The sequence below is a fragment of the Lentimonas sp. CC4 genome (assembly GCF_902728235.1).
Taxonomy (GTDB): Bacteria; Verrucomicrobiota; Verrucomicrobiia; order Opitutales; family Coraliomargaritaceae; genus Lentimonas.
Window position 1 is genome coordinate 866,589 of sequence record NZ_CACVBO010000001.1, and the last position, 12,349, is coordinate 878,937.

General features: G+C 53.3%; 11 protein-coding genes. 6 read left to right on the top strand and 5 right to left on the bottom strand.

Features of this window, described 5'->3' with window-relative positions:
• Positions 1-425 precede the first annotated feature (425 nt).
• The 4 genes from GZZ87_RS03830 to GZZ87_RS03845 are packed head-to-tail and all read left to right on the top strand — an operon-like array spanning position 426 to position 4,817.
• A complete protein-coding gene (locus GZZ87_RS03830; protein WP_162027454.1) occupies positions 426-1,448 on the top strand; it encodes a rod shape-determining protein in 1,023 nt (340 codons plus the stop codon).
• 9 nt (positions 1,449-1,457) lie between these two features.
• Complete coding sequence (gene mreC / locus GZZ87_RS03835; RefSeq protein ID WP_162027455.1) at positions 1,458-2,309, top strand: rod shape-determining protein MreC; 852 nt, start codon at positions 1,458-1,460, stop codon at positions 2,307-2,309.
• Entirely contained in the window at positions 2,299-2,829 is a 531-nt protein-coding gene (locus GZZ87_RS03840) for a hypothetical protein (protein ID WP_162027456.1), read from the top strand. Before mreC ends, GZZ87_RS03840 begins: the two co-directional genes overlap by 11 nt.
• Positions 2,826-4,817, top strand: coding sequence for a penicillin-binding transpeptidase domain-containing protein (locus GZZ87_RS03845; protein WP_162027457.1), 1,992 nt, complete (start codon positions 2,826-2,828; stop codon positions 4,815-4,817). The genes GZZ87_RS03840 and GZZ87_RS03845 overlap by 4 nt, the downstream gene beginning before the upstream one ends.
• Positions 4,818-5,552: 735 nt before the next feature.
• Here GZZ87_RS03845 and GZZ87_RS03855 read toward each other — a convergent pair.
• The 4 genes from GZZ87_RS03855 to GZZ87_RS03870 all read right to left on the bottom strand — a co-directional run bounded on the left by GZZ87_RS03855 (position 5,553) and on the right by GZZ87_RS03870 (position 8,842).
• Positions 5,553-6,194: a hypothetical protein gene (locus GZZ87_RS03855; protein ID WP_162027458.1), complete on the bottom strand. Its 642-nt coding sequence runs from the start codon at positions 6,192-6,194 to the stop codon at positions 5,553-5,555.
• 150 nt (positions 6,195-6,344) lie between these two features.
• Positions 6,345-7,052 (bottom strand): SDR family NAD(P)-dependent oxidoreductase, encoded by a 708-nt coding sequence (locus GZZ87_RS03860; RefSeq protein WP_162027459.1) that lies wholly within the window; start codon positions 7,050-7,052, stop codon positions 6,345-6,347.
• A gap of 245 nt (positions 7,053-7,297) precedes the next feature.
• Positions 7,298-7,882: a crossover junction endodeoxyribonuclease RuvC gene (locus tag GZZ87_RS03865; protein WP_162027460.1), complete on the bottom strand. Its 585-nt coding sequence runs from the start codon at positions 7,880-7,882 to the stop codon at positions 7,298-7,300.
• Positions 7,883-8,056: 174 nt separating this feature from the next.
• A complete protein-coding gene (locus tag GZZ87_RS03870; RefSeq protein WP_162027461.1) occupies positions 8,057-8,842 on the bottom strand; it encodes a sulfite exporter TauE/SafE family protein in 786 nt (261 codons plus the stop codon).
• Between the two features lie 58 nt (positions 8,843-8,900).
• Here GZZ87_RS03870 and truA point away from each other — a divergent pair, with 58 nt between their 5' ends.
• A complete protein-coding gene (gene truA, locus GZZ87_RS03875) occupies positions 8,901-9,713 on the top strand; it encodes a tRNA pseudouridine(38-40) synthase TruA (RefSeq protein WP_178106579.1) in 813 nt (270 codons plus the stop codon).
• A gap of 19 nt (positions 9,714-9,732) precedes the next feature.
• Positions 9,733-10,734 (top strand): hypothetical protein, encoded by a 1,002-nt coding sequence (locus GZZ87_RS03880; RefSeq protein WP_162027463.1) that lies wholly within the window; start codon positions 9,733-9,735, stop codon positions 10,732-10,734.
• Positions 10,735-11,026: 292 nt separating this feature from the next.
• On the opposite strand, the gene GZZ87_RS03885 is transcribed toward GZZ87_RS03880, so the two are convergent.
• Positions 11,027-12,289, bottom strand: coding sequence for an MgtC/SapB family protein (locus tag GZZ87_RS03885; RefSeq protein ID WP_162027464.1), 1,263 nt, complete (start codon positions 12,287-12,289; stop codon positions 11,027-11,029).
• Positions 12,290-12,349: the final 60 nt, after the last annotated feature.

Consider the following 12,349-nt stretch of genomic DNA (forward strand, 5'->3'; position numbering starts at 1 on the left):
GTTTTATGGCGTCTTAGACGCTCGCCAAATGGCTTCGCCCTTCGGTTGAGTGTCGCTGCGCTCGGTGGGCGACTATAGGAGAATCTACAAAGGCTTCATAATTAAAGACTAACTTCTAACTACTGAATCTAGGTTTAAACAAAAGCACAGTCCTCGGACTGTGCTTTTTTGTTCTGCGGCGAAAATCCAAAATAGGAGGTGCTTCAGCGATCTGCCAAATAAAGCAGATCTCGCCGGCGACACATGAGGAGATAACCTCAAGCGATTAATCGCAACCCACGTATCGTTTATTCAATCACAGTCATGCTCCACGAATTTGCCTCGATCTAGGGTGGTAATTATTTGACTTTCAAACCCTTCCGAGTGTGATACAGCCTTTACTTTCACGCTCGAAAGTAAACGCATCTTAATTTTTCTTTAAAAACGTGTTCGGCCTTCTCTCAAACGACATCGGAATCGACCTAGGAACTGCAAACACTCTCGTGTTTGCAAAAGACAAGGGTATCGTCCTTCGCGAACCCAGTGTGGTAGCGATCTACACGTCCACGAAGAAGGTCTGCGCCGTAGGTGCCGATGCGAAGAAGATGCTCGGCCGCACACCGGGCAACATCACCGCCATCCGCCCGATGAAGGACGGCGTGATCGCCGACTTTGAAATCACCGAAGCCATGCTCCGGTATTTCATCAAGAAGGTAAACAAGACCAAAACTTTTGTTGCGCCACGCATCGTCGTAGCAGTGCCCTCGGGCATTACCGAAGTCGAGCGCCGCGCAGTTAAAGACTCCGCAATCCGCGCTGGAGCGCGCGATGTCGTCCTGCTCGCAGAGCCTATGGCAGCCGCGATCGGTGTCGGACTTCCAATTGACGAGCCAGCTGCAAACATGATCGTCGATATCGGCGGTGGCACCACCGAAGTGGCAATTATCTCCCTCGCAGGCGTAGTTTACACCAAGAGTATCCGCGTCGGTGGCGACGAAATTGACAACGCGATCGTCAACTACATGAAGCGCGCTTATAACCTGATGATTGGAGAGCGCACAGCGGAAGAGATCAAGATCCGTGTCGGTTCGGCCTTTCCACTCGAAGAAGAAATTTCCATGGAAGTGCGCGGTCGCGACTCTGTTGCTGGCCTGCCAAAGACCATTACCATCTCATCTCCTGAGATTCGCGATGCACTCGCCGATACCATGGCATCCATCGTTGATATGGTGCGCAATGCTTTGGAGCGCTGCCCACCAGAACTTTCAGCAGACCTCATCGACCGTGGCTTCGTCCTCGCTGGTGGTGGCGCGCAGATCCGTGGCCTCGATCAATTGCTAAGCGATGCGACTGGCCTACCAGTGGTCATCGCAGATGACCCTCTGAGTGCGGTCGCAAACGGCACCGGCATGGTGTTGGAAGAACTGGCCTTTCTATTGAAAGACCTCACGGGGAACCCCAAAAGCTAAGCATTGCACGTGGCGAAATTCCGCCTCGATAAGTTCAAGCCGATAGTCGCCTTAGGCCTCTTTCTCGTTGCTTGGTGGATACTGCCAGCGGTGGCTAAGTCATTTATGCGCATCAGCTTTACTGAAGTGCAAGCACCCGCATGGATCGTTTCCTCCTATTTAGATGATCTTGAAGAGTTCTGGGCGCGCCGCAGCCACTCGAAAATCGAGCTCATCGAAGCTGGCCAACAGTTAGCTCGCCAGAAGGCATTTTACCAATTGCTCGATCAGCGTAACAAGATACTCGAAACCGAGGTCATGCGCTTAGAATCAATCCTCGACATGCCTGCTCGCCGCGAATTTCGCTACGAAGTGGCACGCGTCATCCGCCGCGATCTCAACGCATGGTGGCAGCAGATCGTCATTCGCAAGGGAGAGGACTACGGCATCACCGAAGGTGCAGCAGTCATCTTCGCAGGCGGTGTCGTCGGTCGCGTCGTCAAAGTCGATGCATTCACCAGCCGTGTCGAGCTGGTCACCAGTCCGAACTTTCGCATGGCCGCCAGCTTCGAGGGCGACGACCGCCCAGTCGTCTATCAAGGCGTGCCGCAAAGCGGCTTCGGCAAGGCCAGCGGCGAGGTGCGCGATGCACCGCAAGACCTAGTGGCCAACACCCAAACCCCACTACGACTCGTCTCTACACGTTTAGGGGGCACCTTTCCTCCCGGGCTCTTGATCGGCGAGGTCATTTGGCTGGAGCCCGGCAGCACCGGCATCTTCCAAGCAGGCACGGTGCAACTCGACGATCGGCTACTGAGCCTCAGCGAAGTTTCGGTCCTCATCCCACTCAACCCTCTCGATTACGACAGCGATGCTCCTTGATCCACGCGTAATCATCCTCTTTGCAGCCAACGCCCTGCTGCTCTTTCTGTGTCTCTTGGTCAATTCTAGCCTAGCACCGCTCTCGCTGTATCTAGTGCTCCTCGGCCCAATGCTCGTGCTACCCGCACTTTACCTGAATCATCGCTCGTTCTTTATCTGCACCTTGATCACCGGCCTCTGGGTCGATGCCGCGCTTCCCTCTAAATTCGGGCTATTTACTTGCGGCTTCATGGCCATCGGCACCTGCATCACGATGGCCCGTATCCGCTTCCGCGCAGAGCACAACTACCACCCCATCCTAATCGCACACGTCGCGAATGTCGCTTGCATCCTGCTACTCACCATCAGCGAAGGGCTCGCGTATATTAGCTCTCCCGCCTTCTGGGGACAAGTGCTCGTCACCACCCTGCTCTCTCACCTAGCGCTGCTGATCATCGCACCGTGGTTCTTCAACCTCGAGCGCCTGCTTTTCACGCTCTGCCACGCTGAAACAGAGCCCGACGACTTCCCAATGCTATGAGTCAATACGATGTGCATAAGGGGGAAAATCCACGCATCCTACTGTTCCTCTGGATCGTCCTAGCGGCCTCCGCGGTCCTGATCGGCGGGCTCGGATGGAGCCAGCTGATCGACATTCGCGAATATAAGGAAATCGAAAAACGCCAGACCGAGCGACGCATCCTCACGCCCGGGCCACGCGGCGACATCTACGACCGCGACGGCAATCTACTCGTCGGTAACCGTCCGCACTACTCTGCCGTCGCTTACCTCGACGACCTACGCTCCGACTTTCGCAAGGAATACTCAAAGATCTACAACGCCGAGCGTGCCCGTATTAAAGAAGAATACGAGAATACACCCGAAGACGAACGCCCACACGACCCGCCCACCCCGAACTACAACAAGTGCGCATGGACTGCCCGCCTCAACGTCGTCAACCGCTACATCGACATCATCAATCGCATCACCGGCAGAGACGACTCGATTACCGAAAGTAAGCTAATCCGCCACTTCAACGAGAAGCTCCTGCTCCCACTACCGCTCGTCGAAGACCTAAGCCCCGATCAATACGCCCGCCTCGTCGAACAGATCCCCGTCAATTCCCCCATTCAAATCCACACTGGCACCGCACGCTACTACCCCTACAAATCCGCCGCAGCCCACCTACTCGGCTACGTGCAAAACACCCTGCCCGACGCCAGTGAAATCCCCGACGACGGCATCAAGACATTCACCTTCAAAACCAAGCTTGGCAAAACCGGCCTCGAACGCTCCTTCAACGACCTGCTCTCCGGCAAGACCGGCATGGAAATGTGGCGCGTCGACCCTCTCGGCTTTCAAGATACACGCCTAGAAATGATCCCTCCTGAACAAGGCGAGAATCTCATCACCAGTATCGACATGGACCTGCAACTCGCCGCTGAGACCGGCCTGGGCGATCGCACCGGCGCGGCCATCGCACTCGACATACAATCAGGCGAAGTGCTCACCCTCGTCAGCCATCCCACCTACGACCTCAACGACCTGAGCCCATTCATTCCACGCACCACCTTCGAGGAAATCAACGAACGCGGCGCATGGCTCAACCGCGCCCTACAGCTCTCTTACCCGCCCGGCTCCACCTTCAAGCTCATCACCTCCATCGCCGGCATGCGTAACGGCACCATCGATGGCAACACCAAGCACAACTGCCAAGGCGTGCACCGCGTCGGCAATCGCGTCTTCCGCTGCAACTCGCGCTGGGGGCACGGGCAAACCGACCTGCCCGCCGCCATTGAAAAAAGCTGTAACGTCTTTTACTATGCTGAAGGCCTACGCATGGGAATCGATGTCCTCAGCGCCGAAGCCAAGCGCTTCGGACTCGATCAAAAAACTGGTGTCGAAGTGCCCTTCGAAACCAGTCGCGTCGTCGTGCCCTCTAAAGAATGGAAACGAGAAAAAGTCGGTTCGGGCTGGGTGCCTGGCGACACCGCGAACACCGCCATCGGCCAAGGATTCCTCCTGCAGACTCCATTACAAATGGCCACCGTGATCGCCTCCATCGCACGCGGCGAGACGCGCACCAAACCCACCCTTAAAGCACTCACCCGCGAGGAGGCCATGCAGGTCAACCACGGCGGCGAATCCATCGGGCTCACGCCCGAACAAACACACCTCCTCTGGGAAGGCATGGAGCGCGTCGTCGGCCCCAACGGCACCGGCCGCCTCGTGCAAATCGACCACTTCCGCATCGGCGGCAAGACCGGCACCGCCGACTTCCGTGCCCACGGCAAAGAAGTGAACCTCGCCTGGTTCTTCGGGTTTGCCCCTATGGACAATCCGCAGATTGCGGTGGCCGTCATGGTCGAAGGCACCGACGAGAGCCACGGCTACCACGGCGGCTCCACCGCCGGCCCCGTCGCCAAAGACATTTTTCTAAAATTCATCGAGAAATACCCCGAACGCGCAGGCTTCCCAACGGCGTCAGAACAAAGTGACACAGACATTTTGTCTGTGTCATCAGAGTGAGCCGCCTCCACTCAAAGATCCAGCGGACTGACCATCTCCTTCTTTGTTCGGCTCTGCACGGTGTGCGTGTAAATCATCGTCGTCTTGATGTCGGCATGCACGAGCAGTTGCAGCATACCTTGTTCGAAATGAAGGAAGACTCCCAACAGAATGGAGCCACTTAGAAAACCAAGATTGGCACTTTAATGCCCGAGGCGTAGATCACTTCAAAAAAAGAATTAAAATTCAATTCGCAGACAGTTCCATCAGAATTGAAACGATTCGCGGTTGAGATCCAATATACAATAAACCTAATCAAGAAATCGAACAGGTCGTCAGCGAATCATCTCTATCCTTAAAAGAGTAGTTAGAAGACAGTAGTCAGAAGCTGAATATCAGTGTTTTATGAAGAATCTCCGATTCGCCAAATGGCTTCGCCCTTCGGTTGCACCCAAGGGCATAATAAGTGTCGCTGCGCTCGGCAGGCGGCGTCAAATACTCTCGGAAGCGCCTTATTACCAAGGACTAACTTCTGACTTCTAACTCCTGAATCTAGGTTGATCAAAAGAAGAGAGAGAGAATCTATTCACTGGTTGCAGTATTCCGAACCATGATGTGCCACTATTTCAAGCGCAGAAGAATTACATATAACGACACCAGAAATAGGATAGAGATTCGGAATGAATATCCCCTCGGCGGAGCGATATGTCCCGAAATCTGCGTTTCCAGTCATGTCATCCTTTAGATGGCAGGCACCTAGCCTGTAGACTCAGCAGACTCGCCACTGGCTTGCAAGCGACGCTCACGAGCAAACAAATCCTCTTCCCTTTGTTCTAGCTCGGCAAGTTTCTCCATATGCTCGTTCAGACGGGAAATCAAAGACTCCTCCATCTCCGCTAAAGCCTGCTCGCGTTCAGCTAGTAGCCCCTCGCCGTGATTCAAATCTTCATCGCGTCGCGTAAAGCTAGCAGCCTGTAAATGCGACGCTTCCCTCGATTGCCCCACCTGTAACTTTGCAACTTCGTGCTCCTGCTGCAGTGACTGGTAACGCTTCTTTAGATCAGCCAACTCTGCCTCCAAGTCACGAATTCGCAGAGACTCGCTCTCACTTGTCGCTGTTGGCACACGGCCACAATCCTCATCGGTCTTTTCGTAATACGCCTTCGGTGTAAAACTCGAAAAATCAGCAGCCATTAAGGAGAGAACTGAAGTATACTTTAAAGTCGGGCCGATCCCTGAAAATTGACAGTCGCCGAGATGCGACTCCAACAAAACCAGAATGTGCACCTTCGGATCGGCCAGCAATAATCGAACCTTCGCCCGGTTAGCACCCAGAGCACGATCAACCAACTGATCTTTCGTCAGTATACTTAGATGAATGCGAGGAGGAACAGCCATAATTCAGAACATAAGATAAATTACTTACGCAGAAAACAAGGTATATTCCTCTTTTCTTTCACAAGCACAGCAATATCCGGCTCAACACCACAGAGAAAATGAACGAACCTGCAGGCTTTTCAGGTAAAACAGAGCCACGACTCCCGAACGCTACAGCTTCCGAATATCAGCATAGGCACCGCTCGGACGCTCCAGCAATTTTGGAAACGTATCGATCAATTGACGCGCGCAGGTATCACCATCCGGCATTTTCTCCGTGCCCTTCGCCTCCTTCAAAATCGCCAATGGTTTGAAACGCTCATCTTCCGGAAGGTTCGTCAAATAGTCCTGCATCGCAGTATCCACCAAGCCCGGAGCCAAGGATGTAAAGTGCGTGCGGCGCTGCTCATTCGCATACATATGGATCAACATGTTCAATGCCGCCTTCGAAATGCTGTAACCATTCCAGCCACGTTGCCCCGAACGCGAAGCCCCCGACGAAATGGCCACCACCTGCTTCACTTGTCGGCCAGAGGCAAAAATCAGATCCAGCAACCACTTATTGGCGACCATATTGACCTCCATCGTTTCACGAAAATCGCTCAATGGAGTGTCCTTGAAATCACGAATCTCACCCAGCTTCCCAGCATTGAGAACGACTAAGTGTAGGTTCCCTGCATCTGCCAGCAAACTACCCACCGCATGGATCGCAGTCGCAGCATCGGCAAAGTCTGCTGCCTTAAAAATAAGCCCCTTTTCGATCAAATCCTTAGGCGCACGGCGACTGCACCCATATACCTGAGCACCTTGCTCCAAGTAAGTCTTTGCCAAACTATACCCCAAACCAGAGCTTACGCCTGTAATAAATACTTTCTGCATAGCACACCGTATGAGGTTTTTAGCCTAGAAATACAAACATTGTGTGAGCGTTATCCAAATTTCTTGAACACGTAATTCAAAAAACGGAAATCAGAAGCTAGGAGTTAGAAGTTGCTCAATGACACTGAGGAAGTTGCGCCAGTGGGCGCTCTACGCCAACTTGGCGAGACTCAAAAATGCGTATGTCGTAGAAACGGAGGTCTGAATTCTAACTTCTGGCTTCTGCTTAAGGACAACTCGACGCACTACTCCCCGCGCCAGGTATAAGCATGGCACAGCGCCACCGCAGCGGCATCGGATTCGTCCAATCGCTCAGTCAAATCAGCACCTGTAATACTCTGGATCGTTCGCGCCACTTGCTCTTTACTCGCTCGGCCCGCACCTGCCACGGCCTGCTTGATCCGCAATGGGGCATATTCAAAAACTGGCAAGCCGCGCATCGAAGCCACCGCAATCGCCGCACCGCGTGCCGCTCCCAGAATCTGCGCCGTCTGGAAATTTTGCACATAGATGGTCTGCTCAATCGCCACGTGATTGATCTTATGTTGATCAATAAAATCCTCCACTTGGTTGCCGATCGCACCGAGGCATTCGATCTGCGAGATAACCGGCTTCAGCTTGAGCGTCGCCGTTTCCAGCACCCGCACCTTGCCGTTCGGCTGATAGTCCAGCACCGCAAAACCACTGCCACGCAGGCTGGGGTCGATCCCTAGCACGATCCCCTTAAACTGCACCGTGCGCATCGGTGTCGCTCGCAGTGCCTTTGCAGATTGCGCACCGCCTCGCGCGATATGCTCAGCCCAAAGTTTACGTGTCGATTTACGTGCCATTGAGGAGAATTAGGAATTAAGAATTAGGAATTACGAGTTCGGAATGACCAGTTAGTCAATTAAACACCCCTCCCTCCTCAGCTCTCTGACCTCTGACCTCTGGCCTCTCACCTCTGGCCTCTGGCCTCTGACCTCTCACCTCTCACCTCTGACCTCTGACCTCTGACCTCTGACCTATAAAACCAGCTTCAGACCACCGATCACCACAAAGACCCAAATCAATATCTCAAATACCCGCTGGTTGATCCGCTTCACAATCAACGGCGCGATCATCGCAGCCACCAGCGCATACGGCATAAAACTCGCGCTAAACCCGAGGGAGCTGAAATCAATGATGCCCAAATCCATCATGAACGGCACTTTGATCAGATTCACCAATAGAAACAGCCACGCCGATGTGCCGATGTAGGCATATTTCGGCAGCCCCGAGGCAATAAAATAGAGCGCGGCCACCGGCCCCGCCGCATTTGCCACCATTGTCGCAAACCCACCAATGATCCCCGTCGTGGCAATGAACACTGGGTGGTGCGGCAACAGATCCTCCCCCTCATGGTTGCGGCGGCTCCACTTACGAAAGAAGTGCACCCCCGTCATCGAGAGCAGAATCACGCCGATCAAGAATTTGACATGCGCATCATTCACCCGACTAAAGACAAAATAGCCGATCACGATGCCCACGAGCATCCACGGCAGCAGCTTCCAAATATACGGCCACAGTGCATGACGACGATAGATCGAAACCGCCACAACATCTGCCGCGATCAAGATCGGCAGCAACACCCCGACCGATGCTTTCGCTGGCAGTGCCAGTGCCAGCAATACCACCGTGAGATTCCCCACGCCCGGCAAGCCACCTTTCCCCAAACCGACAAAGACCGCGCCCAACGCGACCAGCGCATATTGCCATGTTTCCAATTCCCCCATGGCAACGCAGACTTGCAGCCCGAAGACAGACCTCAACTCTTAATCATAATCTTACTCTTAATCATAATCCCCCTGATCGATTAAGAGTAAGATTATGATTAGGATTAAGACTGCCAGACGAAACTTCGCTCTTCACAACTCCCCCAAAGGCGACACAGTCCTCCTCATGCGTTGGAAATGTATTTGCGCCTACGACGGCACTGATTTTGAGGGTTGGCAACGCCAACCCAACGGCAACGCCGTGCAAAACCATATCGAAGCGATCCTCTCAAAGATCTTCTCCATCAAAATTCTAACCCAAGGCAGTGGACGCACCGATGCCGGCGTGCATGCCAACGGGCAATGCTTCCACTTCGATGCCGATTGGAAGCACCCACCTGAGAAGCTGATCCGTGCGCTGCATGCGCAATTGCCGACGACGATTCAGATCAAATCGATCCAGCCCGTCAGCGACGACTTTCACGCCCGCTTCTCCGTAACCGGCAAGCGCTACAAATACCGCTACACCCTCGGCCGCGCCAAACCGACCCACGACCGCTACGTCTGGGCCTGCCGTGACATTCCACTGGACCTCGACGCCATGAATGCCGCCGCCCAACACCTGGTCGGCACGCACGACTTTACCGCATACAGCGCCAGCCACAGTAAGGACAACGACCCGAACCCCGTAAAAACCGTGCACACGCTGGCAGTCATCCAGCGCGGCAAACAGCTCACGCTTACCGCCGAAGGCTCCGGATTTCTCTACAAAATGGTGCGCAGCATCGCCGGCGCACTCTACGCCGTCGGCCGCGGACGCCTCAGCCCCGACGAGATTCGCACAATTCTCGAATCCAAGCAGCGCACCCATCGCATCGTCACGGCACCTGGCAAAGGCCTAAGCCTCGACCGCGTTTTTTATAAATAACGAACCTTGATACGCAGACATGATGAAACCAATCGCACAAGCCCTCGCACTCATCTTCATGCTGCCGATCTGTCTTGCTCACGGGGAATCTCCCCTCATCGGCACACCACAAGGATCACAACTACAAGATTATCGTGCACAGGAAGGGGCATGGGTGCCTGCAGAAATCGACTCTGAGACTCCTTTGGAAACCTTGATTCAGCGACTAGATCATGATTGGGAGCTTAACTTCACCGGAAAATCCCAATACATTGGTTACACCGACGATATGTTCTCTATTGCAAAGCATGGGGACGCCGCAATCCCAGTCCTCATCGATTACATAAAGGAGAACCATTCATCCAAAGCGAGAATCGGAGCCGTGTATACTCTGCATCTTATTGGAATCGACCGAACTGTTTTCGGTGGCTTTGAAGAAGACTTCCGAAACCAAGCAGCGAGGGATGCATTACTCAGCTTATTGAATCATGCAGACCTACAGCAGTTAGCTGCAAGACTGCTGATGCGTGATCCATGGCCATACGATGTGCCGTTTCTATTTGCCGCACTTGAAAATTCGCAGACTGACGCTTTGCCGATCTCCAAGGCTCTATTTCGCTACGGATTACAGAATATCCCATTCCGGCAAAAGGACGCAATTTCTAATAAGTCCCTGCTACTGCGAGAGGTTCCGACCCCCGAAGGAGGCGACTTGGTTGATCTATTTCGTGCCATGAAAACCGTCAGCCAAGGAGACATTGTAATCGAACCTGGTTTACTTCTCAGTTGGCCTTACCTTCCTCAGGCCCCTACTTGGAAATTTGGATCTCCAGCACAATCCAGCCGTTCCATTGAGAAAATATTGGATCAATATGTTGGCGAAGGCAGACCTTTTAACTACACCGACTTAGGATACCCAGTGGATTGGTTTACAGATGGAGGAAGCATACAACTGTGCTCCCCGATCACAATGAAGCGTCGATGGCTTAATTGGTGGAAATATAGCCTTCATCGGTATGCGCGACCAATGATAACGAATTGAGCGATTCACCCTTGCTAGGGTAAGTAAGTAGTCAGCAGATCCGCGGACCTTTGGCAGGAGGGCAAACGCAAAATATAAAGATCCCCATTCCCCTTGCTCCAAATTATACCTGAAGTAAAGATCTCAGAGATTAAAAGTGACTGTGACATTTCAATACAGCCGTTTGTTGATCTAGAACGTGCCTTCCAATCCAGCTCAACACGGCCTTTCCTGCGTAAAGAACCGCGTCCTACACCATTCATTTAAATTTAGCTTTTGGTCGCAATCGTTGCTTTGCATGAGACGCTAACCATCAAATCAGATAGAACGCACCGACACCGGCCAACACGGTCGCACCTAAAGCAATCGCGATGTGTTTGCGTAATTGCGTCGAACCGAGCGAGAAAACCAAGCCTGCCTTGAGCAAGGTGTTAGCGATCGCGGCGACAATTACTGCTTTCGCTGCCAAATCGGCGGTCACGATGCCATCCTTAAGATTATTGGTAATCGATAGCGCGATGGCATCGAGATCCGTCAGCCCCGAGACAAAGCTCAAAGCGAGCAGGCCCTCGCTCAGGCCGGAACTCATAAACACTTTTACGAGCACAGAAATGATGCCGTAAATCAGCGCGAACTTAATCGCAATCCCTAGCCCAAGCGGGTTTTTCAACTCGGGTATTTCCGTCGCTTCTCTGCCCTTCCGATACAACAGCCCGACGATCAGGATATACAACAAGCCTGGCACCGACAGCACCAGAAACGGCAACCATAGCGACGGGATAAACTCTGGGCAAATGAGCCCGAGTATGATGATCACGCGCGCCAGCATCACCGTGCAGGCCATCACAATTGCTAGGGCAAAGCCTAATGAAAGCGCGGGATAGACCTTCGACTCTCGGCTAAATGCCAGCGTCGTAGCCGTGCTCGATGCTAGGCCTCCCACGAACCCCGTCAGTATCACGCCAGAGCGTGTGCCGAGCATGCGAATCAACAAATACCCCACAAATCCAAGCCCCGAAATGAGCACCACCATCAGCCACAACGAATACGGATTGATCGCCTCCGACGGACCATAGCCTTGGTTCGGCACCAGTGGCAGCACGACTCCCGTGACCGCGACAAATTGCAGGGTTGAGCGAATATCCTCGTTCGTAAAACGCCGCGTCCACGAATGCGTGGTCTGCTTCAGCCCAAGTGTCACCATGGTTAAGGCGGCCAGCATCACCGCGAGCGGCAAATGATCCCAATACACCAGCGCACCGAGGAACAGGGTTATAATCGCAGCAGCGCCCGTTGTAAATCCCACCCGACTTTTATCTTTGTCCACGCGACCATGCAGCACGAGGTGCAGCCCGACTATCACTAGCGCCACGACAAAGCAGTAAGGTGCATAGCTCTCCGAGAGAAATGCCGAGGTATAACCGATCAACGCCCACAGCACGAACGTGCGTAAGCCAGCGAAGGAAGCATCGTGCTGATCTGTTCCCTGCTCCTGCTGATCCCCCCATTGGCGAATTAAGCCAATCAACGCGCCGAGACTGGCACTGAGAATAAGAGACTGGAGCAATAGATCCATAAAACCCAAACGTTTGTTCTAACTAAAAAATCTACAGTCACATTAAGCGGTCGACTCGAT